The 26649-nt window shown below is 59.7% G+C and carries 21 protein-coding genes; 7 read left to right on the plus strand and 14 right to left on the minus strand.

The features are described from left to right. Nucleotides 1-39 precede the first annotated feature (39 nt). From ACOYW0_RS05100 to ACOYW0_RS05150, 11 genes are all read right to left on the minus strand, one after another. Nucleotides 40-546 (minus strand): chemotaxis protein CheW, encoded by a 507-nt coding sequence (locus ACOYW0_RS05100; protein WP_482417474.1) that lies wholly within the window; start codon nt 544-546, stop codon nt 40-42. A 140-nt stretch (nt 547-686) separates the two neighbouring features. Then, nucleotides 687-3680, minus strand: a complete 2994-nt coding sequence (locus tag ACOYW0_RS05105; RefSeq protein ID WP_482417475.1) for a methyl-accepting chemotaxis protein — start codon at nt 3678-3680, stop codon at nt 687-689. A gap of 31 nt (nt 3681-3711) precedes the next feature. Further along, on the minus strand, nt 3712-5757 hold the full coding sequence (locus tag ACOYW0_RS05110) for a chemotaxis protein CheA (RefSeq protein ID WP_482417476.1): 2046 nt from the start codon (nt 5755-5757) through the stop codon (nt 3712-3714). Between the two features lie 24 nt (nt 5758-5781). Further along, nucleotides 5782-6147, minus strand: a complete 366-nt coding sequence (locus ACOYW0_RS05115; protein WP_482417477.1) for a response regulator — start codon at nt 6145-6147, stop codon at nt 5782-5784. After that, nucleotides 6147-6491, minus strand: coding sequence for an STAS domain-containing protein (locus ACOYW0_RS05120; RefSeq protein WP_482417478.1), 345 nt, complete (start codon nt 6489-6491; stop codon nt 6147-6149). Before ACOYW0_RS05120 ends, ACOYW0_RS05115 begins: the two co-directional genes overlap by 1 nt. Nucleotides 6492-6509: 18 nt before the next feature. Continuing rightward, nucleotides 6510-8336 (minus strand): hypothetical protein, encoded by a 1827-nt coding sequence (locus ACOYW0_RS05125; RefSeq protein ID WP_482417479.1) that lies wholly within the window; start codon nt 8334-8336, stop codon nt 6510-6512. A gap of 539 nt (nt 8337-8875) precedes the next feature. Continuing rightward, the gene (locus ACOYW0_RS05130; RefSeq protein WP_482417480.1) at nt 8876-10207 is read right to left on the minus strand and encodes a sigma-54-dependent transcriptional regulator; all 1332 of its coding nucleotides are present in this window, start codon (nt 10205-10207) and stop codon (nt 8876-8878) included. Nucleotides 10208-10498: 291 nt separating this feature from the next. Then, nucleotides 10499-11350 carry a methyl-accepting chemotaxis protein gene (locus ACOYW0_RS05135; protein ID WP_482417481.1) on the minus strand — a complete coding sequence of 284 codons (852 nt, stop codon included), beginning with the start codon at nt 11348-11350 and terminating at the stop codon, nt 10499-10501. A gap of 26 nt (nt 11351-11376) precedes the next feature. After that, complete coding sequence (locus ACOYW0_RS05140) at nt 11377-12423, minus strand: cache domain-containing protein (RefSeq protein ID WP_482418817.1); 1047 nt, start codon at nt 12421-12423, stop codon at nt 11377-11379. Nucleotides 12424-12820: 397 nt separating this feature from the next. Beyond that, nucleotides 12821-14593, minus strand: a complete 1773-nt coding sequence (locus ACOYW0_RS05145) for a sigma 54-interacting transcriptional regulator (protein ID WP_482417482.1) — start codon at nt 14591-14593, stop codon at nt 12821-12823. A 12-nt stretch (nt 14594-14605) separates the two neighbouring features. Beyond that, nucleotides 14606-16483, minus strand: coding sequence for an ATP-binding protein (locus tag ACOYW0_RS05150; protein ID WP_482417483.1), 1878 nt, complete (start codon nt 16481-16483; stop codon nt 14606-14608). Between the two features lie 467 nt (nt 16484-16950). Here ACOYW0_RS05150 and ACOYW0_RS05155 point away from each other — a divergent pair, with 467 nt between their 5' ends. From ACOYW0_RS05155 to ACOYW0_RS05165, 3 genes are all read left to right on the plus strand, one after another. Beyond that, entirely contained in the window at nt 16951-18168 is a 1218-nt protein-coding gene (locus ACOYW0_RS05155; RefSeq protein WP_482417484.1) for an NADH:flavin oxidoreductase, read from the plus strand. Between the two features lie 25 nt (nt 18169-18193). Next, complete coding sequence (locus ACOYW0_RS05160) at nt 18194-18574, plus strand: hypothetical protein (RefSeq protein ID WP_482417485.1); 381 nt, start codon at nt 18194-18196, stop codon at nt 18572-18574. A gap of 230 nt (nt 18575-18804) precedes the next feature. Then, nucleotides 18805-19455 carry a hypothetical protein gene (locus tag ACOYW0_RS05165; RefSeq protein ID WP_482417486.1) on the plus strand — a complete coding sequence of 217 codons (651 nt, stop codon included), beginning with the start codon at nt 18805-18807 and terminating at the stop codon, nt 19453-19455. A gap of 108 nt (nt 19456-19563) precedes the next feature. Here ACOYW0_RS05165 and ACOYW0_RS05170 read toward each other — a convergent pair whose 3' ends face one another. The 3 genes from ACOYW0_RS05170 to ACOYW0_RS05180 form a co-directional block, all read right to left on the minus strand. After that, on the minus strand, nt 19564-20862 hold the full coding sequence (locus ACOYW0_RS05170) for a BamA/TamA family outer membrane protein (RefSeq protein WP_482417487.1): 1299 nt from the start codon (nt 20860-20862) through the stop codon (nt 19564-19566). 214 nt (nt 20863-21076) lie between these two features. After that, the gene (locus ACOYW0_RS05175) at nt 21077-21583 is read right to left on the minus strand and encodes a DsrE family protein (protein ID WP_482417488.1); all 507 of its coding nucleotides are present in this window, start codon (nt 21581-21583) and stop codon (nt 21077-21079) included. Nucleotides 21584-21723: 140 nt separating this feature from the next. Then, nucleotides 21724-22341, minus strand: a complete 618-nt coding sequence (locus ACOYW0_RS05180; RefSeq protein WP_482417489.1) for a TetR/AcrR family transcriptional regulator — start codon at nt 22339-22341, stop codon at nt 21724-21726. 467 nt (nt 22342-22808) lie between these two features. Between ACOYW0_RS05180 and ACOYW0_RS05185 the strand changes: the two genes are divergently transcribed. From ACOYW0_RS05185 to ACOYW0_RS05200, 4 genes are all read left to right on the plus strand, one after another. Further along, nucleotides 22809-23921, plus strand: coding sequence for a GGDEF domain-containing protein (locus ACOYW0_RS05185; protein ID WP_482417490.1), 1113 nt, complete (start codon nt 22809-22811; stop codon nt 23919-23921). A 188-nt stretch (nt 23922-24109) separates the two neighbouring features. Beyond that, nucleotides 24110-24865: an acyl-CoA dehydratase activase gene (locus ACOYW0_RS05190; protein WP_482417491.1), complete on the plus strand. Its 756-nt coding sequence runs from the start codon at nt 24110-24112 to the stop codon at nt 24863-24865. Between the two features lie 46 nt (nt 24866-24911). After that, nucleotides 24912-25898, plus strand: a complete 987-nt coding sequence (locus ACOYW0_RS05195; protein WP_482417492.1) for a sugar ABC transporter substrate-binding protein — start codon at nt 24912-24914, stop codon at nt 25896-25898. 7 nt (nt 25899-25905) lie between these two features. Then, nucleotides 25906-26649, plus strand: coding sequence for an ATP-binding cassette domain-containing protein (locus tag ACOYW0_RS05200; protein WP_482417493.1), 744 nt, complete (start codon nt 25906-25908; stop codon nt 26647-26649).

Below are 26649 nucleotides of genomic sequence, written 5' to 3' on the forward strand. Positions count from 1 at the left end.
GGAGATGGTCTCTGGTGAGGTTCATGGGCGTCAGGTCCTTTAGGCTTCGGCCGCAAGGCCGGTCTCCTGAACCCCGGAGAGTTCGTCGGCGGAAAAGACCCTGTCAATGTCGAGGATGATGATAAACTCCTCGTTTTTCTTGCCCATGCCCTTGATAAATTCGGTCTTCAGGCGCGTGCCGATGCGCGGGGCCGGCTCGATCTGATCCGGCTCCAGGTCCAGGACCTCCCGCACCGAATCGGCCAGGGCGCCGATGAGGGCCCGATCCCCGTCGATGTCGGTTTCCATGATGACAATGCAGGTGTTGACGCCCTTTTCCGTTGCCGGCATGCCGAACTTGAGCCGCAGGTCCACAACGGGCACCACACCGCCCCGCAGGTTGATGACGCCCCGCATAAAGTCCGGCATCCTGGGCACGGTGGTGATCTCCGTGTAGTCCAGCACCTCCCGGACCTGCATGATGTCCAGGGCATACACCTCCCCGTGGAGCATGAACGCCAGGAAGCGGCCTGTCTCTGTGATCCCTTCGATGGTCATAATCTTCATATCTCTCGTCAACCCGTTTCACGGTGCGGGCCTGCCCCCTGGGCTTTCGGGGAGCAGGGCCTTTCCGGTGCGTCGCGCCCGGCGCGGCACCGGAATAGGCGACCCGCATCGTCAAACGGTGGTGTTGATCCATGCCCGAGTTAGTACTTCTCGAACTCGTCGTCCAGGGCGTCCCCGTCGGAGCCGCTCCCAAGGTCCAGGTTCACCCCGGTAACGGCAGGCTCCGCTTTGCGGGGGGCCGGAGCTGCAGCCACTTTCTCGGCCGCCTTGGAGGGTATCTTGATGCCCGCAGGCTTGTTGGGCTTTCTGGTTTTACCGGATTCACCCACCTGCTTCACCGTAAAGAAGTCGATGGCCTCCTGAAGCTGCTCGGCCTGGGCAGACAGCTCTTCGGCGGTGGCCGACATCTCTTCGGACGCCGAGGCGTTCTCCTGAATTACCTGATCCAGCTGCAGGATGGCCTGGTTGATCTGCTCGGCCCCGGTGTTCTGCTCGTTGGAGGCGGCGCTGATCTCCTGAACCAGCTCGGCGGTTTTGCGGATATCCGGGACAATGCGATCCAGCATCTCCCCGGCCCGCTCAGCCACCTCCACGCTGGAGGAGGAGAGTTCCCCGATCTCGGCCGCTGCAGACTGGCTCCTCTCGGCAAGCTTTCGCACGGCATCGGCCACCACGGCAAATCCCTTGCCGTGCTCCCCGGCCCGGGCCGCCTCGATGGCCGCGTTCAGGGCCAGCATGTTGGTCTGGCGGGCGATCTCCTCAATAATGGAGATCTTCTCGGCGATCTCTTTCATGGCCGAGACCGTCTTGCCAACGGCCACCCCGCCTTTTTCCGCGTCCCCTGCGGCCTGGATGGCCAGGCGTTCGGTCTGCTGGGCGTTCTCGGCGTTCTGGCGGATGTTCGATGCCATCTGCTCCATGGAGCTGGAGGCCTCTTCGGCGGCGGCTGCCTGCTCTGTGGCCCCCTGGGAGAGCTCCTCGGAGGCAGAGCTCAGGGCCACGCTGCCGGAGGCGACGTTGTCCGCCCCGGTCTTGACGTCGGTGACCGTGGAACTCAGGTTGTCTACCATGTGGGTAAGGGCCCGGCCCAGGATGTCTTTGTCCGACTGGACAGCCACATCCACGGTCAGGTCCCCCTGGGAGATCCGCTCGGCCAGGTTGGCCGTGGCCTTGAGGTTTGAGACCATGAGGTTCAGGGCATCGGACAGGGCGCCCACCTCGTCTTTCTGATCCACGTCCGAAGTAACGTCCAGATCCCCTTTGGCAACGGCCTTGGCAACGGCCACGCCTTTGAGCACCGGCGTCACGATGCCGCTTGCAACCACCAGGGCAATGACGGCCACGATGGCGGCCATGACAACCCCCATGATCAGGATGGAGAGCAGCAGTTTGTTGATGGGGGCCACCACCTCTGCTTTTTCCACCTCGGCCTCAATGGCCCAGACCATGCCGTCGATATCAACGGGGGCAAAGCTGCAGAGGACCCACTTGCCCCGATAATCTTTGCGCAGCATCCGGCCTTCCTCTCCGTTTAAAGCGCGCTTGACGGAAGGGGTATCCACACTGCCTTTAGACGGATTGGCAAAGGAGGCGGCAACGGAATAATTTTCGGGGTCGATGAGGGAATCCGAGCGCATCAAATGGTCGCTCCCCACCAGAAAGACCTCACCGGTCTCCCCCATGCCCGTGCGCTCGTTCATGATGGCGTTGATGGCGCTCACCGAGAGCTGAAGGGCCACGATGAGTTCCACGTCGCCGTTGTGGTTGATGACAGGCTGGGCGATAAAGGAGCAGGGTTCGTTGTTGCTGGGCTCGTAAGGCTCAAAATCGGCGATGTGAAGGGCCTTGTTTTTAATGACCCGACGCACGAGCTTGCCGAGGCCGGAGCCCGCGTATTTCCCGGAGACCATGTTGGAATCGTAGTCGGCCCGTCTCTGCACCGAATAGAACACGTTGCCCTCGGGGTGGATCAGGTAGAGGTCCTGGTACCCGAACTTCTTGAGGTACCCGGTGTAGTAGTCCTCAACCTGGCCGGTGAGCCTGGGGGCGATGGCCTCTTCCAGGTCCTCCTTGGAGATCATGGCCCAGTTGAGCCCCTGGATATCAAGGGGCTTGTAGCTCACCATGGTCAGTTTTCCCGTGGAGTCGGTGTAGACCCCGGAACCGGTTTCGCCACCCAGGGCTTTGCCCATGTAGTCGGTGACCTGGCTGGTAAAGTCGTGGCCCATGCCGTAGAGGGTCTCGCCGCCGGCCATGATGGCACTTCGGGCCAGGGTTTTGCCCCCCTGGCGTCCCAAAAGATAGGTGGTTCCGCTTTTTCCCATGCCGTGACGGCTGTGCACGATGGCGTTCAGGGGCCCTTCCGAGAGCCTCAGGGCCACTACCGCCACCACCGAACCCGACTCATTTCGGACCGGTGCACCCACAAAAGCAACCTGTCGGCCCTGGTCCGGGGTGTAGGCGGAAAAATCCTCCATGACCACGCCCTTGGTCTCCACCACGCGGGCCCAGAGTCGTGCCAGCCCCTCCCGGTTCTGGGGCCCGCTCACCAGGTTCGTGCCCAGGTCCGGGCCCTGGGCGCAGGTGAACATCACCTGCCCGTGATCGGCACTTAAGAGGAGCAGATCATCGTAACCCGACCGCTTGAGATACTCGGTAAGAAACCCGCCGCGGGTGCTCACCAGGGCTCGGTACGCCTCGGTGTTCACGGGAAAGGGCTGGGCCGGGCCTGCCTTGGCAGCGTCGCGGTAAGCGGAGAGGGCCGTGTAAAACCCCTTAACATCCTCGCTCGCCGACAGGGCGGCCATCTCATTTTCCAGGGTGTTGATGAAGGTCTCCATCTCCCCGGCCTTGAGGGCCTGCACCGCGTTGAGTTTTGCAAAGGCGTTTTGCTTCAGGACGTCCACGGACTCCACCAGGCCGCTGATATCGGCCTTGCGGCCGTCAAACAGCTTTGTCACCTGCCTTTCCCGAATGACGCGCACCGCCTCCAGCTTGTTAAAGGCCTCTTCGGTGAGGGCCTCGCTTGCCAGGTGTCCGGCCCACCACCCGCCGATGGCCATGGGAACAATGCCGATGAGTAAAAACAACCCGATCAGCTTGGGCTTCAGCCTGATGTTTTTTATTTTAAGCATCTGGAACTCCTTTATCTTAAGAAAATCCGATTCACAGCTTTGAATCCAACAACTTGTTGACATCCACGATCAAGGCCACCGAGCCGTTGCCGAGAATGGTGGCCCCGGAGATGTCCGGGGCGTTTTTAAACGCGCTCCCCATTTTTTTGATGACAGCCTGCTGGCTGCCCACCACGGAATCCACCACCACCCCGACCCGCTGGCCGCCGGCTTCCATGACCACCACCTGCTCCAGGTCGGGCTTGGCAGCATCCACGGCGTACTCTTCCCGGAGCCGGATATAGGGCACCAGCTCGCCGCGAATGCTTAAAAAGCGGGTTTCCCGGGTCGCCTCATCCGGGGGCAGCTCCACGCACTCCTCCACAGCGGTGAGGGGAAAGATAAAAAAGCCCTCTCCCAGGGTCACCAGCAACCCTTCGATAATAGCAAGGGTCAGGGGGAGTTTCAGGGTGATGGTGGTGCCGACGCCGGGAGTGCTGTCCACATCGATGGTGCCCCGCAACTGCTCGATGCTCTTTTTCACCACGTCCATGCCCACCCCGCGGCCGGAGATGTCCGAGACCTGACTGGCCGTGGAAAACCCCGGGGCAAAAATCAGGTTGTTGACCTCCTTGTCCGTCAGGTCGGCGTCCGGCAGGATCAGCCCCTTTTCCAGGGCTTTTTGACGGATCGCCTCGGGATCGAGGCCCCGCCCGTCGTCGGAAATGCGGATCAGCACGTTGCCGCCGGAGTGCTCCGCCGCAAGGTGAATGGTGCCGAAGGGCTTCTTCCCCGCCCCTTCGCGCTCGTCTGGCAACTCGATGCCGTGGTCGATGCTGTTGCGAAGGATATGCACCAGGGGATCCTTGAGGTGCCCGATGACCGTCTTGTCCAGCTCGGTCTCCTCACCGGAGGTGGTGAGCTCGATCTTTTTGTCCAGCTCGGCCGAAAGATCCCGTACCAGGCGCCGGAACGTTGAAAACGTGGTCCCGATCTGCAGCATGCGCATGCCCATGGCGTTGTCCCGGAGGCTGCCGGTGAGCATCTCGATCTCTTCGGCAATGGAGACCAGGTCCACGTCGTTGGCGGCAATGGCTTTCTGGCTGAGGCGGGCCTGGGCGATAACAAGCTCTCCCACCAGGTCCACCAGGTCGTCGAGCTTGTCCGCCGACACCCGGATGCTGGTGGCAAGGGCCTCCTCCTTTCGCCTGGAGATCTGTTTCCTTGCCGCATCCTGCTCCATGAGGGCGGAACTCACCGCCGCCTGGCTGGTGACCTTCTCCGCCACCAGGATCTCCCCCAGCAGGTTCTGCCGTTTGAGGGCCTTGTCCAGGTCCTCTTCGGAGAGGTCCCCCCGCTTGAGGAGGATCTCGCCGATCCTGTCCTCGGCGTCGTCCTCATCAATGCGCCCGATGACAAGATCGCACTCGTCCTCCACAAAGATGAAGACGTCCCGGATGGCATTCTCGGCCTGGTCCGTGGTGAGGACAATGTCCCAGAAGACGTAGCAGGACTCCGGGTCCATCTCCGATAAGGTGGGAATCTTGTCGGTGTGGGCCACCACACTGCACTCTCCGAGCTCCCGCAATTCGTCGATGAGGTGAACGGGGTTGGTGCCCCCGGCAAAGATCCCGGGATCCGGGCGAAACCGGATACGGTAGGAGGTCAGGACCCCGGAAGGAACCGGCCTTTCCTCATCCTCCGCAGGGGCCGCCTCCACGGAACTCTCAGGCTCCGGGATCAGTTCCCTGAAGGCACGGATGATCTCCTCTTCCCGGAGAGCATCCCCCTCCTCCTCCGACTCCAGAAGGTCCCGGATGTGGTCCCCTGCCGAAAGGGTGAGGTTGATGAGTTCCTTGGTGACACACACCTTGCCCTCCCGCACCAGGTCGAAAACGGTCTCCACGTTGTGGGTAAAGGCGGCGATGGCATCAAACCCGAACATCGCCCCAGACCCCTTGATGGTGTGCATGGCCCGGAACACGCGCCCGATGAGCTCCATGTCTTCGGGGTATTCCTCAAGCTCCAGCAACGAGGCTTCGAGTTCGGCAAGCAGCTCATAGGCTTCCGTTTTATAGGCTTCTTCTTGTACATCCATGACGCAACTCCTGATGAGCCTTGGTTACCTCAGCACTTTTTTCACCACGCCAAGAAGCTGCTCGGGCTTGAAGGGCTTGATGATCCACCCCGTGGCCCCGGCCTTTTTCCCCTCTTTCTTTTTTTCGTCCTGGGATTCGGTGGTCAACAGGATGATGGGGATGAATTTGTACGGTGCCATGGCGCGGGCCTTTCGAATCAGCTCGATGCCGTCCATGCCGGGCATGTTGAGGTCGGTGATGATCATGTCGATCTTTGACGTTGACAGCTTGGCCACGCCCTCCCGGCCGTCGGCGGCCTCCACCACCTCGTAGCCCGCGTTTTTCAAGGTAAAGCCAACCATCTGGCGAACACTTGCCGAATCGTCCACTGTAAGAATCGTCTGAGCCATTATGATACGTCTCCTTTCCAAAAACATGTCTCGCACCGTTGCTCGGCGCAGATTCCCCGGCGGTAGAACCCCGCCTCCACAAGGGCCTCGCGAATCACCTCGCTGTCCGTCCGTTCCTGCTGCAGCCTGGTCCCCCCGTCTTCCGCCGACCGGCACGCCGCACAGAACAGCTGGATACCCGAAAGGTCCAGTTGCGATATATTTTCCATATGGACAACCACCTCGGTTGCCTCTGAAACCACATCCACAAGAAGCTCTTTGAGCTCTGCCGCGTGGGCGATTGTTACGCTGCCTTCAAGGGTCACGGCCGCAACCGTACCCGTCATCGTCACCTCGTGGTGCATCTGCCCTCCTTCCATGAATCAGAACAGCTCGATATTGTCACCGAAGTCATCATCGTCCCCCGATTCCGCCCCTTGGGAGCCGAAGGAGCCACCCCCGTCCGAAGCTGCCGTGGCAGCGCCTGTGTCCCCGGCCATGCAGGCCATGTGAACGCTGCGCTCGGTCTCCATGGTGTATCGGTCCACCAGGCAGTGCTCCGGGATACGGACCGTGGCCGTCTCCTCCACCCAGGGGGCCAGCAGCCCCCTGGCTTCATCCAGCTGGTCCTTCTGACGGGTCAGCATCTCCACGAGGCTGGGCAGGAAGGTCAATGCCTCCCTTGCCCTGGCAAAGGTGGTGATCAGCTTTGTGGAGACCTCAAGCAGGCCCGCGGTGCGCTCCTTGATCTGCTCATACAGACTCAGGGTCATGGAGACGATGCTGTCCAGGGGACGCCCCGCCTCCGAGGAAGGATCATCTTCCCCTGTGTTGAAAAGCGTCTCCAGCTCCACACCCTGGATGGTGTCCACAACCGACGAGATAACCGTCTCCACGGCGCCGATGGACTCCTCAGCCTGGTTTGAGAGGGATTTCATCTCCTTGGCCAGCACCGACAGGGAGCGCCCCTCGGTGCCCAGGTGGTTGGCGGCGATGATGGTGTTGAGGGCCTTGTTGTGGGATTCCCGACTGATGTTGTGCAAATCGTCGGTGAACGACGAGAGGGTGGAGACCGCCTCAAAGGCCTTCTGGTAGATCTCCCCCAACCGGCTCTCAAGGTCCGCGCCCCGCCTTTCCAGGCTCCGGATGTTCGAGAGGTCCGAGGAGAGCATGCCGAAGGGGTCCTCCGACGCGTCCCTGGAGGTCTCCCGGGCTGCGGCCGGATCCCCCATGTTGGTGAGGTATCGGGTCAACTGGGTGATGTCCCCGACGATCCCCTCCATGGCCACCCGGGTCTGGCCGTACACGGCATCCACATCGGCGATGAGCTGCTCGATCTGTGCGCGTTGCAGGCCGATGAGGGCATGGGCGGTGGCCACATCGTCGGCGCGGCCCTGCCCGCCTTCCAGACAGGCCGCTTCCGGGTTGCAGAGCCTGTCCACTTCGCTCAGGCCCGACACGACATGTTCGATGCGCTGGCGCATGGAGTCGTGGAGCTGAACCCCCACCACAATCTTTTCCACCTCCCGGAAAATCCCCCGCGACATGCGCTCGGCATCTTCCACCAGGCCGAAAGAGTAGCCCATGAGCTCTTCGATTTGTTCAATGGAATTTCCAGCGGAGTGTTCGGCCAGGTCGGCCAGACCGGTGATCTCGACGATCCCGCCCGAGATTTCGGTAAACATGGCCTCGAAGCGGTTTTTGGAGGCCACGGTGAGTTCGTGGATGCTCTTTGAGACACGGATCATCTCTTCGGAGAGGGTCTTGATCTCTCCGGCGATGACGGAAAAATTCTCGTCGGAGATATCGGACCGGGAGGTCTCGATGAAAATATTCAATGCAACGGCCCTGAGGTACCGTGCCACCCCGTCAATCTCCCCCCGCCTCGCATCCAGCTGTTCAAAGGAGCCCAGGACCTCCTTCACCGGATTGGACTTGGACACGGCATTGTCCCGGCACCGTTTGAGAAGGGCCAGGGACTGGTTCACCGAGGCCCCGACGGACCTGAGGGAGTGGTCACCGCTGTCGTCACCGATGAGCTCAGCCACCCCCACCGCATCCCGCATCAGCACCGTCACATACTCGTAACCGGACTGAAGCCCTTGGCCGAGCCCCATGAAGTCGGCCTCGGACCCCGTACTGGCGGCTTCAAGCCCCTCTTTTACGGATGACACATGGCGAATGACGCCCGGAAAAATTTCTTGTTGCACGGTTTGCCCATCATCAACAGCCAGAACAATCTTATCACTATCTTTCACATACATCTCCAAACCCAGCCGTTATCAATTCCACCATGGATACGCGGGTGCCACCGTAAACCAACCCCTTTCCCGTTTTCTGTCAGAAAGCCATGGACCGCCTTCCTGTCTCACCCTGTACTCAAGGCCGCCGGCACCCCCTTCAAGCCACCGGCTGGCCTCATCAGATCCTTCTCGCCATGTCTGCGCCCTTTTCTTAAGCAAAACCAGGGCCACCTCAGACAAAAATACGTTAACGTATTGTCGAAAGAGACAATATGGGTCAAACCATAGAACAGCCGGAGCGTTTTTTTCTGCCTGGATTGTTTTATCGGAGAATGAAAGGTGGCCAGCGGGCAAGGCGAGGGAAAGCTAAGTCATGGATGAAACAGACCCTGAACGGCGTTCAGGCGTGGAAAAACAAAAATTCCTTTATGGAAGAACCATTCTCAAATAAGAGAACGAAATCCCCCCACAAAAGGAAAGGTTACAATATCAGGTCATTGGCAGGGTCACCGGTTCTCGTCACCCATGCCAACCCCATGCTGTTTGAGCAGTTTATACAAATAGGACTTGGAAAGCCCGGATATCCGGCAGGCCCGGTCCTTGTCTCCCCCCGCCGTACGAACCAGCCGCTGCAGGTACGCCCTGGTGCTGTCGGCCTGGTGCTTTCGAAAACTGGGCAAGTCCCGGAGATCACCCCTGCTCCCGCGGTCTCGCATGGCGTGGCCCACCCGGGAGAGGCGGACAAAGGGAGGCAGGTGAAAATCGTAGAGCAGGTCGTAGTTCCAGGCACTGGCAAGGACCTTGTCCATGACAACCAGCAATTCACGGACATTGCCCGGCCAGTCGTAACTCAACAGGGTGTCCACAAAACAGGGGGAAAACCGCTTCTCCGGCAGGGACCTCTCCTGGCAGAACCTTTCCGCGCAACGGGCTGCGATGGCTTTGATATCGTCCCGGCGATCCCTCAGCGGAGGCACCTCGATGTCGACACCCTTGAGGCGATACATCAGGTCCGCACGGAAAGAGCCCTCCTTGACCATGCGATCCAGGTCCCGATTCGTGGCAGAGATGAGCTTGAACGACGAGGTGATGACCGTGTCCGATCCCACCGGGCGAAATTCATGTTCCTGAAGGAATCGCAGGAACTTTTTCTGCACGGACAGGGACATCTCCCCCACCTCGTCCAGAAAGAGGGTGCCCCCGTCGGCATGGCGAATGAGCCCCTTGCGGCTGGCGTCCGCCCCGGTAAAGGCCCCCCTGTCGTGCCCGAAGAGCATGCTCTCGGCCAGGGGCTTGGCAATGGTGGCACAATCCACCACCACAAAGGGTTTCTCACGTCGGGAGCTGTTTTCATGAATCGCCCGGACAAACAGCTCTTTGCCCGTGCCGGACTCCCCGGTCACCAGGACATTGGCGTCGCACTCCGCGGCCTGTGCCGCAAGCTCCAGGGCCTTTCGGATGGGGCGGGAACTTCCCACGATGCCTTCCCTGTTGAACCGCACCTCTTTGTTTGCCAGAAGCTTGCGCCGCCGATACTCCGAAGCACGGGCCATGACCAGCAGCAGCTCATCGCTGGAAAAAGGCTTCTGCATGTAGTCCCAGGCGCCGTTTTTAAGGGCTGCTTCAGCGTTTTTCATGTCGGCATTTTCCGTGATGACGATCACCTCGGGCTCCGACGGAAGATCCAGAAAGGCCGCCACGGGATCCACGCCGTGGCCATCCGGCGCCACTTCATCAAAAAGCACCAGCTCCACCTCGGACGTCGCCGCCGCTTTAAGCCCGTCTTCCACCGTTGTCACACAATCGGCCGTACCGCCGAAGCACTCCAACGCGTTCATCAGATCATTGTCCCTTGAACAGCCGCAATCAACAACGAGAACCTGCACCGTCACCTCACACCCATCACTCCGCAGCCGGGGCACGCCCGGACTTACCATCTTTTTTCCTAATCAAGAACGCCTCCCAAACCCGGTCTGCAGTACTTAATACAAACGCAACACCCGACCCGGATATCGTCATCTTTTACTAAAATTATCTTCAAACATAAATGTTAAAAAAACGCTGACAGCCAGTTCCCGGCCGCACACCCTGCAATGCCTTTGCGGCTTCGCGCTCTTTCCCCCCGGGCTTCAGAGCCTGAAGCGCTCCACCACCGCCGAGAGGGTCTCGGAGAGATGGGCCAGACCGTCGGCGCTGGAGTTGACCTTGCTGCTGTTTTGCCTCATTTCATCCACGGACCCGTCCACCTGTCCGATCTCGGCGGTGATCTCACGAACGACGGCCAGGACCTGTGCCATGCTGTCGTTGACCTGCCTGAACCGCTCCGTGGCCTCGGTGACGTTACCCGAAATATCCCGGGTCGCCGCCGACTGCTCCTCAATGGCCGTGGCAATGGTCAGGGTGATGTCGTTTACCTCGTGGATGGTTGTTGAGATATCCCCGATCTCGGAAAGGGCCTCACGGGTCCCCTCCTGGATTCCTGTGATCTTGCCGCGAATCTCCCCTGTGGCTTCCTCGGTCTGCCTGGAGAGGTCCTTGATCTCCCCTGCCACCACCGCAAACCCCTTGCCCGCGTCCCCGGCCCGGGCCGCCTCAATGGTGGCGTTGAGGGCCAGCAGGTTGGTCTGCTCCGAGATCTCGGTGATGGCTTCGGTGACGTGCCCGATCTCTCCGGCGGCCTCACCCAGGCGGCCCATTTTATCCGACGCGCTTCCTGCATTGGCCACCGCCTTTTCGGAGATCTCACGTGATTTAGCCGAGTGATGGGCAATCTCATTGATGGTTGCGGTCATCTGCTCCGTGGCCGCGGCGATCATGGCCATGCTGGCCGAGGTCTCCTCCATGGCCCCTGCAATGGTGTCCATGCTCTCCATGGTGCCCACGGAGGCCGTGGTGATGCGATGGGCCTGCTGGGCCGTCTCCTCCGCACCGGAAGCCATCTTCTCGGAAATGCCCAGCAGATCCCCGGAGGCGCTGCCCACGGCATGGGCGTTGGAGGCCGTGTCCGTTACAACCGCATGGACAGATCCCCTTCGCCTTCGGCCATCTCACTGAGCCCCCGGGCAACCCGCCTGACGGGCCGCACCATGGATTCGGCCAGGAAAAACGCGAAAAAGACGGACACCACGAAAAAAAACGCCCCCACAGCGGCAAGGGTCCCCAGCATGCCCCGGGCATGGGAAAGGATCTCCCCATGATCGATGACGCCGATGAGTTTCCAGCCGGTCCGCGGGGAGGTGTACACATTGATATCGTAGTCCCCGCCCTCACCGTCGCTCCTCAGGTGGCCCGAGGCGGTGTCCGCAATGTGTTCGTAGAGCGCCACACCGCTTCCCGCAAGACGCGTAAAATTCATCTCAGGATGCCTGGGGTTGGCAAGGATGGTGTCGGTCTTGTCTGCGAGCACCACGTACCCGCTCTTTCCAAAGGAGACGGAACCGATCAATGCCGTAAGCCCGGAAAGCTTCAAGTCGGCAGCCACCACCCCCAGGACCTCGCCCCCGGCCCCTGTGACGGCCTTGAGCAGGCTGAGGTAGACCTCGCCGTCCGAGGCCCTGTACAGGTCGGTCATAACGACCCGCCCAGGATCAGCAAGGGCGCTTTGGTACCAGCCCCGGGTGGTGGGGTCGTACCCGGGCTTCCTCTCACTGACAGGGCACTGCACATACCCGCCGTAACGCGTCCCGAAGGTGAGGGAACCATAGGCGGGATGGGTGTCCAGCATGGTCTGGAAATACCGGAAAATATCGGTTTCAAGCCCCCCGTTATCAAGGGGCGTCATGGGGGTGGGGTCGCTGGTGTGACGGTAGGAGGTAAGGCTGTTGTCGTCTTTGAGGAGGCGAGGGTCCCTGGCCAGCATGGCTGCGTCCGCCGCCACGGCGTCTATCAACAGGGCGATGGTCTCGTCCACCTGCCTGAGCTCGTCACTGGATTCCTGGATAAACAGGGCAAGGGAGCTCTTTGTGAGCCTCGCCCCCGTGATCACGCAGATTGAAACAATGGATACGGCAAGCATCATCACGCAGGCCGCGATGATCTTGCCTTTGATGGTCACTTTCAAACGTCAGTCCCCGGATAAAAAAGTCAGTCAAAAAAACAGTCGCCGGGGCGATGAGCACAAGATGTATGGTGTAGGTGGTTTGTGTTCCGCTGCAAAACAAGAAGGAAACAAGAAGAGGGAGTCCCCTTGCAAAACGTATGGATGACGTTTCAAAGGTTTCACCCGGTGGAATCATCCGGCTCACCGCCCCGCCGATGCAAAAGATTCATTGCACAAGGGGTGCCAGTCTCGCCGCAGATATCGGAACCGCTTCATTTTCACGGTAAATCAAGGGGAGCCCATGCACACCGGGAAGCCCCTGCAGGTGCAAGAAATGGCACAACAGAAAAGAGCCTGCCGGTATCCACATGAAATAACTGAACTTCCCCGACACTGCCGTTTTTTGCACAATTCATGCAGAATTCAGCTGATGGTCCTTCATTTTTTTATAGAAAGTACGGGCGGGAAGGTTCAGATACCTGGCGGTGTTGCCCCTGTGCCACCGGTTTTTCTCCAGGGCCATGAGCAGCAGCTTCTTTTCATGGCACTTCATGGCCGCCTGCAGGTCCCGGACCTCTTCTTCCACTGTCCCCGCGGCCTCCATGGAACTCGCCCCTTCAAGCTGCAGGGTCCCCAGGGTGAGGTATCGCCGCACCACATTCTGAAGTTCACGGATGTTCCCGGGCCATCCGTACTCCAGCAGGGCATGCATGGACCGGCCGTCCATCACGGCGGCTTTACTCCCCACGCCCTGGGCGTTGGTGAAGTACTCCACCAGCAGGGGGATGTCTTCCCTTCGCTCCTTTAACGGGGGCAGGTAGATGGGAATGATGTGGATCCTGTAATAAAAATCCTCCCGCATGGAACCTGCGCGTACCAAGCCCTCCAGATCCCGATTGGTAGCAGCAATGATACGGATATCGGGCTTTTTCACGGCCACGCTCCCCAGGGGAGAGTACCCGCCGCCTTCGATGGCGCGGAGCAGCTTCACCTGGATGTTCAGGCTGATCTCTCCGATCTCGTCCAGGAACAGGGTGCCGCCGTCCGCGTGATCCAGGTACCCCGGCTTGTGACTGTGGGCCCCGCTGAAAGCCCCCTTGGCGTACCCGAAAAACTCGCTCTCCAGAAGCTCCTCGGGAATGGCCCCGCAATTCACCGGAACAAAGTTGTTTCCCCGGCGATCACTCATGTCGTGAATGGCCCTGGCCGCAAGCTCCTTGCCCGTGCCGGACTCACCGTAGACCACCACGCCCGCGTCGGTGGAAGCGGCCTTGGCCACCAGCTCGTAGACATGCTGCATGGGCACGGACTTGCCGACCATGCCCCCCAAGCGGTAGCGATCCTTCATGGAGGAGCGCAGGAGCCTGTTTTCCGTTCTGAGCAGGGCAGATTCCTCCTCCAGGCGCCGCTCCTTCTCCTTGACCTCGGTGATGTCCCGTACAGTGAGCAGCACAGCGTTGCTCCCCTGCCAGGTAATGACCCGGAGATTAGCCCCCACCCAGAACGCCCTGCCGTCCCCCCCGATGCATTGTCCCTGGAAGGAATCCGGCCCCCCCTTGCCCTCCTCAAGCTGGCGTACCCAGGTCAGCACGGCCTCACGCTTTTTCTCCACAAGGTGGTGAAAGGCCTGACGCCCCACCAGGCACTCGGTGTCCGGGTACCCGAAAATCTCGGCAAAGGCACTGTTGACAAAGAGGTATTGCCCGTTCTGGGTCAGGGAGATGCCGTCGGCGATCTGCTCGGTGAGGAGCCGGTACTGCACCTCGCTCCGGTCCAGGGCCCGCTCCACCACCACCTGCTTCCTGCGGTTGGCCGCATCGCGCAGCTCCCGCTCAATGGCCGGAACAAGGCGATCCAGGCGATCCTTGATCAGGTAGTCGTGGGCCCCCTGCTTCATCACCTCCACGGCCACGTCTTCCCCCAGCACCCCGGAGACCATGATAAAGGGAATGTCCATACCCGACGCCTTCCAGAGCTCCAGCGCCTCAATGCCCCCGAACCCCGGCAGGTCGTAATCGGAGATAATGACGTCCCAGCGGCGGGAGGCAAGGGCCCCGCGCATCTCCGCCTCGCCGTCCACCCGCTCGCAATGGGGACGAAGCCCGTCTTTTCGGAGCCTGCGTATAATCAGAAAGGCATCGTCTTCGGAATCCTCGACGATGAGCACGTTCAGTGGGTTGTTCATCCGGGTGTGTCCTTAAAGGGTAAAATAAAACGCGGCGCCGTGACCTGGAGCGCTCTCCGCCCAGATGGTTCCCCCGTGGCGGTGCACGATCCGCTGCGCCGTGGCCAGCCCCACCCCCGAGCCCTGGAACTCATCGCCGGAGTGGAGCCGTTGAAACGGCCTGAACAGCTTGTCCTGCCCTTTCATATCGAACCCCACCCCGTTGTCCTTGAAAAAATAGACCGGTTTTCCATGCTTCCGGCTCCCCAGGGTGCCGAACTCAATAACCGCATTTTCCTTTGGTGCCGTGAACTTCCAGGCATTGCCCATGAGGTTGGCCAAGAGAATATGGATGAGGCGGGGGTCCCCCTGGCCCGACACCCCCGGGGCAACAATGAGTTCCACAGCCCGGCCGGGATGCTGACGATCCAGCTCCTTGTGTGTGGACACCACCAGGCTGGAAAGGTTCAGGGGCTCGGTGACCATCTCGCAGCGGGTCACCCTGGCCAGATGGAGGATGTCGTCGATGAGGCCCGCCATGTGACGGGCGGCCCTGCGCACCCGGCCCAGGCAGGCCGTGCCTTCAGCGCTCAGACGAGCCCCGTGGTCCTCCTCCAGGGCCTGGCAGAACCCATCGATGCGACGCAAAGGGGCCCGCAAATCGTGGGACACCGAGTAGGAAAAGGCCTCCAGCTCCCGGTTGGCCGCCACCAGGGCCCGGTTGGCGGCGGCAAGCTCGCGGGTCCGCGTCTCCACACGCATCTCCAGTTCCCCGGTGTTTTTGAGGATCTCGGCATGGAGCTGGGCATGGTAGATCACCGTGGCCAGGGAGTTTGCCGCTTCCGTCACGATGTCCAGGTGCTCCGGAAGAAAGCCCCCGGGGCGCTCCTTGCCCACATAGATGGCCCCGATCATGCGGCCCTCGATCACCATGGGAACCCCGGCGCACGACCGAATTCCCCTCAGCGCAAGCTTTCGGGCCACATCGGAATCCTGTTCCGAGGTCGCTATGTCCTCCATCACCAGGGGCTCCCCGCGGGTCATGGCCGGAGACACGTAAAAAGAGGAGAGGGGCATGCAGAGCCCCGCGCCGATCTCGGTCTCCTGCCGCGAATACATGGCCTGAAGGGTCCCGGTACCCATCTCTGCATCAAAGGTCACGATGGTGGCCCGGTCACACGGCACCATATGAAGAATGTGATGCATGGCAGCCTGGGCCACGGCATCCGGGGATCGCACCCCCAGGATGGACTGGTCCATGCGGTGGAGAAGGTCCAGGCGCTCCAGGTACCGGTGCTGCATCTCCTCGGCGCGTTTCCTCTCGGCCAGAAGCTTTCCCAGGAAAAACACCCACGCCGTCAGGGTGACAAGGGCCATGGAACAGAGCACCACGGTCAAGGCAATGGCGCGATGGTAGGCCGAGATGATGCGGGACTGAAGCCTGGCGATGATGGCCGAGACCTTTTCATCAAAGAGAACGGAGAGGCGCTCATGCTCGATCTTGGAGAGGGTCCGGAGCACCTTGTCGGCATGCATGCCCGCCTCGCCGTAGGTCAGGCGGATGATCCGGTCGTAGGTGGCCCGGGCCGAGTCAAAGGTATCCCTGGGCAACCCGTAGGTGTCGATGGTTTCCGAGATGGAGTCCATGTCCGCGTTGAACTGAGCCTTGATGCAATCGATCTGCTCTCGGTCCCCGGGGCTCACCAGGTCATAGATATAGATACGCGCGTGGTTCAAACGGCCCTGGATCATCTTGAGCTCCAGGATCCTGTCGTTGGCGAGCTCCACGGTCCGCATCACGTTTTTGACGTTGTAGCCCCCCACAAACCCCAGGCAGACCATAAAACAGATCACACACAAAAATGCCAGGAACAGCCGAGACCCGATGACGATGGCCGTCCCTTCGGTCATCTTCGCACCGCCCCTGCTGATTGTCGCCGTCCCTTTCAAGAAAACCTCCGACTGATATTCGCGTTCACATTGTCGATGCCGTATCGTGGACCGGTATCCCCATGACACTTACCACCAATGTCTCACAAGCGAAACCACGGCCAGCCCGCTCAGGGCATGAATTCAGGGGCCCTCCGGCCCCGCTGCCCCATCGCGAATTTCTCCGGTGGTCTCATTGCCACTTGACAGCCGCATTTGAAATCATTCATGATTAGTCATCCTTAAAGGCCGTTCGTTAATGACTTGTTGATTTCCTTCTTACCCGTTGCAAGCAACCCCCCATGTCCTGTTTTACTTAATAATTTATCGGCCCGTCCTTATCCCCGGCCGGTCCCGCAGTTCTTCCGATCCGGTGCCGCCGGTTCCCATATGAAGTGATGCGACTCCGCCCCCGGAGCAGGCCTGCACACCACCCGAAAGGATCGCCCATGTCGCTGCTGTTCACGCCAGGAAAAATCGGATCCCTTGAAATCAAAAACAGGTTTGTCAGAGCACCGGTCTATGAAGGGCTGGCCGAGGCCGACGGCTCCATCGGCGACGACATGCTTGCCTGCCATGAACGCCTGGCCAGAGGCGGGGTGGGTCTGATCTGCACCGGTTACATGTTTGCCTCCCCCCTGGGGCGGGCACAGAAACGGCAGGCGGGCATCCACTGTGACGCCATGGTCCCGGGCCTCAAAAAACTGGCCGACACCGTCCACGCCCACGGAGCCAGAATCGCCTTTGAGATCTCCCACGCCGGGCGCCAGACCGAAAAACACCTCATCGGTCGCAACCCCCTGGGCCCGTCCCGCATCAGGCGGGACCCATCCTACTTCATCAAGCCCGACGAAATGAGCGATGCCATGGTCCAAGAGACCGTGGACGCCTTTGTGGCGGCAGCGGGCCGGGCCGTGGAAGCCGGTTCCGACCTCATCTACCTCCACGCCGGGGGCGGCGACCTCCTTAACCAGTTCCTCAGCCCCTTTTTCAACGTAAGGAAAGACCGCTGGGGCGGCTCCTCCGAAAACCGGTTCCGCATCATGCAGGAGATCATCACCGGCATCAAAGAGAAGGTCTCCAAAGAGATCCCCATCCTCGTGAAGATGAACTCACGGGACCTGACCCCGCAGCAGGGCATCACCCTGGAGCTGGCCCGCACCTACACGGCATGGCTCAGGGACTCAGGGGTCAGCGGCCTGGAGCTGACAACCGGTGTCAAATTTTACGATCACATGAGCTGCTGGCGAGGGGGCGTCCCGGTCAAAGAGATCGTCCGGGCCCTGCCCGCGTGGAAAAAACCGGTGGGATGGCTTTTGATGAAACAACTGGAAGGAACCCGCGACCTCATCGAAGGCTGGAGCCTGGAAGACCTCAAAGCCGTAAAGGAGTGCGCCGGAGACATGGCCCTGGTCATCGTGGGGGGTATGCGCAACAAGACGCACATGGAAACTGTCCTTGCGGAAGGCCACGCCGACTTCATCGCCCTTGCACGGCCCCTCATCCGGCAGCCAGCCTTTGTCAACCGCCTCAAGGAAGGAAAAACCGAGGCATCGTCATGCATCTCCTGCAACCGATGCATCGGAGCCGTCATGAACCAACTGCCCTCGGCCTGCTACCGCAACGGCCTTCCCGGCGGAAGCGCAGGTACAAAAAAAACGGACTAACACCCAACCTGAAGGAGGCCTCACCATGATCCCGTACCCTCAAATCAACTATCCCTGGAGCGGAGATGTCGTCCAGAGCATCGACCCCGATGTTTTTTTCGGCGCCATCCCCGCAGAAGCCGGAGACGGCCGGATGGAAAAGGCCATTGTCAGCAAAGCGTCCTACGGCAGGCAGCTCGGCCTCATCACCGAGGTCCTCATTTCCCTGGTGGAGGAGGTGGGAAAAAAAACACAGAGCAAGGACGCATTCAAGGATCTCAAGGAGGTTCAACAAGATACGGAAAAGATAAAAAAAGAGATGAGGGTGGCCACCCGGACCGCCGCCCGCAGGATCCTGGAAAGTCTCAGCCAGAGCGACCCCGACGCGTTGGATCAAATCTTGAAGGAGTTCAGTGCCCGATCTTAGCCCGGACATTTCATGAGAAAACAACCATTCAAAAGAAAAACACCATGATTTTAGCCACCTACAATAAAAGTTCCAGCTATTTTGAAAATGCAAAATGTAAATCAGCGTTTGCCGTTTGATTTTCTCACCCTTCGGGCGAGACAAGTGCACCCATCTTCTGCGTTATCAGAGCTTTGAATGTGGCTGCACTCGACTCGTGAAATATCCGGGTTAAATGAAAGGAGCGATCCATGAACGATCATGCCTCTTCCTCCCCATCCCTCTGGACCGATATGCGAAACTGGATCATCGGGCTGACGGCTGTGCTTCTCGTGATCCCTTCCCTGGTCAACGCCGGTCTGGACATCTACAAATCCCTCATCAATTTTCCCAAAACCCGGTCGGAACAGATCAACAACCGCCTGTTTTCGGACAACTTCGGGAAATCGCCCATCGTCACCATTCCGGTGCCCATCAAGACCCGCCACAAAACCGTCAACATGAAGCTCTCCATCTATGAGGGCGGCGACATCTTTGCCGAGTACGGCAATTACTCCCAGTGGTTTCCATTCCCCACCGAACAGACCGGTGCCCGGTCCTGGGTTCCGTCTGCTTATGCCGAGCCAGCAAAGCCCGTGGATGCCCCCCGTGAATACACCCAGGTGGATACCCTCAAAGGGAAGGTTATCGAAAGGGAACGGATCTACTCCGACGGCACCACCGAAAGGTACACCATCAACCGGAACACCGGAAAAATCCAAAACAAAGTGATCAGCCAGGAGACCCCGCCGCAGTCCGACACAACCAAGCCCCAGGTTCACATCATGCCCTTCCCCACCGTGGATCTTGAGGCATTGAAAGAGACCGCAGAGGCGACACCCCATGACTGCCCCAAGCCCTGACGTTCCGATAACACAGCCACGCACCGGGTCCCCCATGGCACCATGGGGGACCCGGTGCGCCCTGCCCCGAAGGATAAGAAAACCAATTTATCCGCAAAGCCGCCCGGATCAAAACTGAAAGGGCTGGCTCACCATCATCTGCACCCCCACCGACTCTTCGGAAACCGCCACATCCACCCGGGCCACGATCCCCTTGGCCCACACCCTGAATCCCAGGCCCACATCAACCTTCATGTCCGAGTGAAGCTCGGACAGGTCCCAGGAGGGCCCCACCCTGCCCACTTCCACAAAGGGGACGAACTGCACCCAGGCCACCCCCACGTAATGCTGGAGCCAGGGCCAGCCCTCAAAGGGATTCCAATACGGAATCATCCGAAGCTCGGCGGCGTAGTAAACGGCGGTCTTGTCGCTGAAACGATTCGACGGATAGCCCCGCATCCGCCATTCACCGCCCAGGGTGGCCCCTGAAAATGCCGGAGGGCGATTCTCGATCACCCCGTCTTCGATTTCGTTCCAGGATGGGGAGTAGGCGGTCCAGGCATCTAAAGCCAGAACCGACTGGCGAAACGCAGGGGAAAGGGATAAAGGGATGTAGTGGTCGTATTCGGCGGAGACCGTGGTCCAGGACTCGGTGCTGTTCAGCCACCCGAAGTCTCGGGACAGCTCGATATTCAGGGCATTTCCGCTGGAAGGGTTTTGATGGAAATCGCGGTTGTCCCAGAACACCCCCACATCAAGGCCGTTGGTCTTCAGGTTGGATTCGATGTCGTCCCCGTCCACCTGCTGGGACCGGTAGAAAGGGGTCAGCTCAAGGTAGATCTTGCCGCTTGACAGCGGGTTCCATCGCGGCTCCTCCCTGGGTTTCAAGACCGGAAGCCCCTCCTTCAGGGCTACGGTGTCAAAGGAGACCACCTTGCCCCCGGCGATGGGCAAGAGATACTGGAACCGAAGCCGAAAGTAGTTATCCCACCCGTCCCCGGTGACAAAGTTGTCTTTGTCGGACCCGTTGCTCCCCGCCCGTTCCCCGGTGAAATTGGGATTCCCGTCGATATAGCTCTCATTGTCTGAAAAATACCCCACCGAGGCAATGGGATCGAACAGAAACCGCTCCGTGTTAGGAAGCAGGATGTCCTGCCCGTACAAAATGGCCATGGCCGATCCCTGGGTCCCCACCATGGCGGTGCCCAGGAGCCCGGCCTGCTTCTGGGGATAACCGGTGACACTGTGCACATACCCCACCGCAAAACCAAAACTGTCGTTGTAAAACCCGTACGGAATGCTGATGGTGCCAAGGGAGTCAGCCGTCCCACCCAAAGGAGATGCCTCCTGCCCGGCAAAGGCCAGCCCTGTAGACAAAGCAAGTGCCAAGCCCACCACCAGCGCCTGGGAAAGCAGAACGATGCGCATGATCCGACCCCGTCTCCATTGGGTATTCCGTTGACAAAAACGGTCACAACAACTTAACCGGCTTTTTTCGATGATTGGCACACGGCAGGAGGGGCGGGGCTATGGCAACACGCCAAAGCCCACGCCAAAAGATATCATTTGAACTATAGCATCCCGGAAGAGAAACAGAGAATCATTTTCAGAGCATGTCGCACCAGACGGAGAACGCCCGCGGCTACATGATGGGAACAGTCCCGTATCCCTGGGCCTGGTACCCGATAAGAGAAATGAACGTATTGCCCACAACCTTGATTTCAGGAAGAACCGTGCCGTTATCCACACCGAAAAGCTTGGTGGCAATGGCACAGGCTTCAAAAGAGACCCCCATGGCCTTCAGCTCACGAATCTGGTCGGCAATCTGTCCATACAAAAGGGCCTGAGCGTCATTGTCAGCATGGGCTTTGCCGGTAATAAACTGAACGGCGGGCCCCCGGAACGCCACGACAAATTCAGGTGTGACGCCCTGAGCCACCAAACCCTGATGGGTCATGCCGATGACCTTAAGGTACAGGGGCATGCTCTGGGCATCGCCCAGGTTGACGTCAAAAAGGGCTTTACCACGGGTCACGCCCTTGAGGGCATCACGGTCATCCGGTCCCCCGGCAAAGGCAGGCGAAACCGCGGCACAGACAAAAAGGGCCAGGGCACAAACAGACAAGATGTATTTTTTCATTGTTTTCATAAGAACATACCTCCATTGCACATTGAAATGGCTCATTAGAACGAACATTCGTTTTAACTAACAGACAAAAAAAAGGGCACCGCCGGGCTCTTCTGCTGAGGGGGCACCCAAAGGGATACGGTGAGTGCCTTTTCAGCCCCTCACCTCTCTTCGCCTGGCCCCCCGGTGGCAACGGAGCGCCACGCACACGACCAGACATCGTCAAGGTAGGATTCCAGCGGACGCACCAGCACCCCGTCCAACTCCAGATGGATCATACGGATGGCACCTCCATACAAAGCGGCAGACGCAACGGTCACGTCCATCCTTCGTATCTCTCCCTCATCCATCCCTCGTTTCACCATCTCTTTCATCTTCAGGAAAGGACCGGACGAACAGATGGGCTTCTCGTCGGGAAGGAACTCCCGGTGCCTGGCGTACAGAATGAACTGCATCACCGCAGGTGAACGCCGGGTGAGTTCCATAAGCCAGGCCAGAACTGCCCGACAGCGGTCATGGGCCGAGGCATACTGGCTGTCGATCCGGCCCATGCCCTCGTCCATGGACTCAACAAGGCCGGTAAAGAGTTCCCGGGCGATCCCTTCCTTGTTTTTAAAATAGTGGTAGATTGATCCGATGCTGACCTTCGACTCGCGCTGGATATCATGAATCGATGTGTTGAAATAGCCACGCTCCGTAAACAGGCGCAGCGAGGTGACCAGAATCTGCTCTTGCCGATTCAGCCGGGACGGATCCTCTACATCTATCAAGGTAAGCATCAACTGGGCTCCTTTGATTCTCCACAATTAAAACGAACATTCGTTCTAATACCCCCGAGAATCGATAACTGTCAACTGAAAAAGCAGCCTCCCCACGGAACATTCATCCCACCCCCACAGCAAATCTGTCCCTTCCCGGGCGGAAGGCTCACCAGGCGGCGACCCCCACCGGAGCCAACCGCCTGCGGCCTGAACCGAGGGACATAATCCCCTTTAAATTTTCACTGAAAACTGATAATGACCACGGAACAATCCGATACTGATATATAAGCGAATATGAGTCCGGACCATAAACACTGACCGAATCAGCACCCCCCGTTGACCCCACGGCCGGTCCCCGGCAGGGGCTGTTCCCCTGTGCCGCGTTCTTTTCCAGTGTTCTGAGTCTGAACTCAGCGGTTTATCCGGCTCCTGGCGCCTCCGTTAGGATAAAAAGGGTGCCCCGCATTGATGAGTGAGAGTGAGTTATGGCACAGTTCAATTGGATGGGTGAATTTCAGGACCCTGAAACAGAGAAGCACTTCCGGGACGAGCAGTGGCCCCGCATCAAGCACAAAATGCAGTTTGTGTACGCCGTCACCGCCATTATCTACCTCCTTGCCGGGTTCGCTGATTTTTGTGAGCTCGGGGTGGGCCCCGAACTGAACATCCTTCTGGCAGGCAGGGCCCTTGCAGCCATGGCAGGACTCACCGCCTTTTATCAGCTCTACCTCGACAAAAAAGATCTCGTCCGGCACACGGCAACGGTCTGCGCGTACATGTCTGTGGTCATGGGAACGGAAATCATCGAGCTCATCCTCAAGGCCCCCGTCACGGGCACCATGACCATCTCCGCCACCTCCTTTGTGGTGCTCATCTGCTATCTCTTTTTCCCCCCGCGCCTCATCGCCCCACTCATCGGCGGCCTGGGCGGCTCGGTGCTGTACATCGCGGCCATGATCTTCTTCACGCCCCTGCCCTTTACCTCCATGTCCACCACCATCCTCTCCTTTTGCCTGGCCAACTGCTGCGGCATTTACTTTTTCATCCACATGGAGAAAACCAAACGACGCGAATTTTCAGCCCTTGCCGAGCTGAGGAACCTGGTGGAAATCGACGAGCTCACCCAGGTATTCAGCCGAAGAAAGGTCCTTGAGATGGGGCAGTTCTTCTTTAAATCCGCCAGGCGGTTCCACACGCCGGGCTCCGTTCTCATGGTGGACATCGACCATTTCAAACGCTTCAACGACACCTTCGGCCACCAAACCGGCGACCTGATCCTGGCCGGAGTGGCCTCCCGGTGCAAGCATGCCCTGCGGGAGGTGGACTCCTTCGGCAGGCTCGGCGGAGAAGAGTTCATCGTGTTTCTGCCCCAATGTACCCTGCGACAGGCCCTCATTGCGGCCGAGCGCATCCGCACCACGGTCTGCAACACCCCCTTTCACACAGACAACGGGGAGGTTCTGGTCACCATCAGCATCGGGGCCGCCGAGCTGCAGCCGGACCACGCCGACCTCTCCTGCCTCATCCGCGACGCGGACATGCAGCTCTACCGGGCCAAGGCCAAGGGCCGAAACCGCATCATCCACGCAGCAGCGTAAAGCACCACACCCACCCGAGGCTTGCAATAGAACATCTCGATAGCCGCACCCCATCCCCATCAATATTATCTCTTTGACGCCCGTCTTTCCTGCACATACAAAACAAACCCATCGCAATCCATCGCACACAAAACCTGCCCTTTAAACGGACAGGCGACATGTTTTTTTGACAGACACAGGATGGCCCCATGATCTCTGCAGGCATCGACATCGGCTCCCGTACCATTAAACTGGTCCTTTTGGAAAACGGCACCCTCACCCACACAGCCACCACAGACACCGGCTTCCAGCCCATGACCCGCGCCCGGGAGATCCTGGCCACAAGCGGCATGACCCCGCACCGGCTCACGGCCACCGGCTACGGCCGTACCCTCTTCGAGCAGCAGATGGAAGCCGACACGGTCACCGAAATCAAGGCCTGCGCCGCCGGTACCTTTCACCTCTACCCCGAGGTCTCCACCATCCTCGACATCGGGGGCCAGGACGTGAAGGTCATCCGCGTAGGGAAAAAAGGCCGGGTGGTCAAATTCGAGATGAACGACCGCTGCGCCGCAGGCACCGGAAAATTTTTGGAGATCATGTCCGACAACCTGGGGTTTTCCCCGTCAACCTTCGGAGACGCGGCCCTTTCAGCTGAAAAGACCGTGGAGGTGAGCAGCATGTGCACGGTCTTTGCCGAATCCGAGGTCACCTCCCTTCTGGCAAAAGGCGAAAAACCCGTGCACATCGCCCGGGGCCTCCACGAATCCGTGGTACGACGCGCCGCCTCCATGATCCGCCGCGTGGGCCTGGACGGCCCCTTGTGCTTTGTGGGTGGGGTCGCCAAAAACCCCTGCATCCGGGCCCTGCTGTCCGACACCCTCAACACCGAGGTGGTGGTGCCGGACTCTCCCCAGACCGTGGTGGCCCTGGGCGCAGCGCTTCTCGCAGACGATCAGCAGTAACGCGGGCTCCCGCCCCACACACACATAAATAATAAGGAAACACGACATGATCAAGCGACTCCTGACCCTTGCCCTGCTCCTTTTCACCGCCGTTCCCCTTGCCTCGGCCGCGAATATGCCGAAAACCGGCGAGGGCATGCACATCTGGTTCGACACCGGCGGCCCCGTGGGCGGCACGTACAACACCGTGGTGTATAACGGTGCCAAAGCCGCAGCCAGCGACATCGGCGCACGCATCAGCTTCGTCTACTCGGACTGGAGCCCGGAAAAGATGATCGAAAACTTCAAAAAGGCCCTGGCCGAAAAGCCCACGGGCATTGTTGTCATGGGTCTTCCCGGTGATTCGGCCTTTGCCCCCCTCATCAATGAAGCACGGCAAAGCGGCATCCTCGTCACCACCGTGGACACCCCGCTTCCCAAAACCCAAGGCAAATACCAGGCCGAAGGGTTCGGATTCATCGGCCCGGACAACTACACCCAGGGCAAGAGCATGGCAAACGAGTGCCTTCAGCGCTTCGGCCTCAAAAAAGGGGACCGGGCCTTTGTCTGGGGCCTCAAGCGCCTTCCCACCCGTGGCCGCCGTGCCGTGGGTATCCTTGAAGTCCTTGAAGGCGCAGGCGTCACCGTGGACTACCTGGAGATCTCCCCGGAGATCGACAAGGACCCCTCCCTTGGCACCCCGGTGGTCACCGGCTACCTGGCTTCCCACCCGGACTGCAAGCTCATGGTCATCGACCACGGCGCCCTCACCGCCCAGATGGAAAATTTCCTGAGGGCCGCAGCCGTGAAACCCGACGAGATCAACGTGGCCGGTTTCTCCCTCTCCCCTGCCACGGCAACGGCCATTCAGAATGGCTTTGTGGACCTCATCGGAGACGCCCAGCCCTTCCTTTTGGGCTACTTCTCCGTGCTCCAGATCGCCCTCACCGAAAAGTACGGGTTCTCAGGCCTTAACATCGACACCGGTGGCGGCTTCATCGGAGCGGACAACCTCTCCCTCATCGCGCCCCTGGCGAAAAAAGGGCTCAGGTAAAATTCATATGGCGCCCCTTATCGAACTGTCCGGCATCACCAAGTCCTACGGCCACGTGGATGCGCTGAACGGCGTCGACCTGACCCTGCATGACAACGAAATCATCGGCCTCATCGGGGACAACGGCGCGGGGAAATCCACCCTCATCAAGATCCTCTCCGGTGTGGAGACCTTTGACAAGGGCACCATGCGCATCGGCGGGGCCGTTGTGGACCCGGGCAGGCACACCGTCAAAACCGCCAGGGACATGGGCATCGAGACCGTGTTCCAGGACAAGTCCCTGGGGGAGTCCCAGCCCATCTGGCGGAACTTTTTCATGGGGCGCCACCGCACCAACCCTTTGGGCATGATCCGGGTGGCCCATGAAAAAAAAGAGGCCATGAAGGTCCTGACAAAGATCATCGGCCTCAAAGGGGCGGGGCTCTCTGCCGACGCGCCGGTCTCGGTGCTCTCCGGCGGAGAGCGCCAGGGCCTTGCCATCGGGCGGGCCATGTACTTCAACGCCCGGGTGGTGATCCTGGATGAACCCACCACGGCCCTGGCCGTCAAAGAGGTGGACAAGGTGCTGGGCTTTGCAAAGGCCCTCAAGACCGAGGGGAAATCAGGGCTCTTCGTCTCCCACAACCTCCACCACGTCCATGACGTGGCCGACCGCTTCCTCTTTCTCCAGCGCGGCCGGGTGGTGCACGAAGCCCGCAAGGCCGATGAAACCCCGGAATCCCTCATGGCAACCCTGATGAAATGGTCCTGA

It is taken from the genome of Desulfoluna sp. HI9BLuna, from assembly GCF_056829775.1.

Bases quoted from the DNA above. Each gene is read 5' to 3' on its own strand.
- ACOYW0_RS05185 (WP_482417490.1), top strand. From the start codon at position 22,809: ATGGCACAGTTCAATTGGATGGGTGAATTTCAGGACCCTGAAACAGAG.
- ACOYW0_RS05180 (WP_482417489.1), bottom strand. From the start codon at position 22,341: ATGCTTACCTTGATAGATGTAGAGGATCCGTCCCGGCTGAATCGGCAA.
- ACOYW0_RS05120 (WP_482417478.1), bottom strand. From the start codon at position 6,491: ATGCACCACGAGGTGACGATGACGGGTACGGTTGCGGCCGTGACCCTT.
- ACOYW0_RS05190 (WP_482417491.1), top strand. From the start codon at position 24,110: ATGATCTCTGCAGGCATCGACATCGGCTCCCGTACCATTAAACTGGTC.
- ACOYW0_RS05175 (WP_482417488.1), bottom strand. From the start codon at position 21,583: ATGAAAACAATGAAAAAATACATCTTGTCTGTTTGTGCCCTGGCCCTT.
- ACOYW0_RS05150 (WP_482417483.1), bottom strand. From the start codon at position 16,483: ATGACCGAAGGGACGGCCATCGTCATCGGGTCTCGGCTGTTCCTGGCA.
- ACOYW0_RS05110 (WP_482417476.1), bottom strand. From the start codon at position 5,757: ATGGATGTACAAGAAGAAGCCTATAAAACGGAAGCCTATGAGCTGCTT.
- ACOYW0_RS05115 (WP_482417477.1), bottom strand. From the start codon at position 6,147: ATGGCTCAGACGATTCTTACAGTGGACGATTCGGCAAGTGTTCGCCAG.
- ACOYW0_RS05170 (WP_482417487.1), bottom strand. From the start codon at position 20,862: ATGCGCATCGTTCTGCTTTCCCAGGCGCTGGTGGTGGGCTTGGCACTT.
- ACOYW0_RS05165 (WP_482417486.1), top strand. From the start codon at position 18,805: ATGAACGATCATGCCTCTTCCTCCCCATCCCTCTGGACCGATATGCGA.
- ACOYW0_RS05145 (WP_482417482.1), bottom strand. From the start codon at position 14,593: ATGAACAACCCACTGAACGTGCTCATCGTCGAGGATTCCGAAGACGAT.
- ACOYW0_RS05195 (WP_482417492.1), top strand. From the start codon at position 24,912: ATGATCAAGCGACTCCTGACCCTTGCCCTGCTCCTTTTCACCGCCGTT.
- ACOYW0_RS05130 (WP_482417480.1), bottom strand. From the start codon at position 10,207: ATGAACGCGTTGGAGTGCTTCGGCGGTACGGCCGATTGTGTGACAACG.
- ACOYW0_RS05160 (WP_482417485.1), top strand. From the start codon at position 18,194: ATGATCCCGTACCCTCAAATCAACTATCCCTGGAGCGGAGATGTCGTC.
- ACOYW0_RS05155 (WP_482417484.1), top strand. From the start codon at position 16,951: ATGTCGCTGCTGTTCACGCCAGGAAAAATCGGATCCCTTGAAATCAAA.
- ACOYW0_RS05100 (WP_482417474.1), bottom strand. From the start codon at position 546: ATGAAGATTATGACCATCGAAGGGATCACAGAGACAGGCCGCTTCCTG.
- ACOYW0_RS05105 (WP_482417475.1), bottom strand. From the start codon at position 3,680: ATGCTTAAAATAAAAAACATCAGGCTGAAGCCCAAGCTGATCGGGTTG.
- ACOYW0_RS05200 (WP_482417493.1), top strand. From the start codon at position 25,906: ATGGCGCCCCTTATCGAACTGTCCGGCATCACCAAGTCCTACGGCCAC.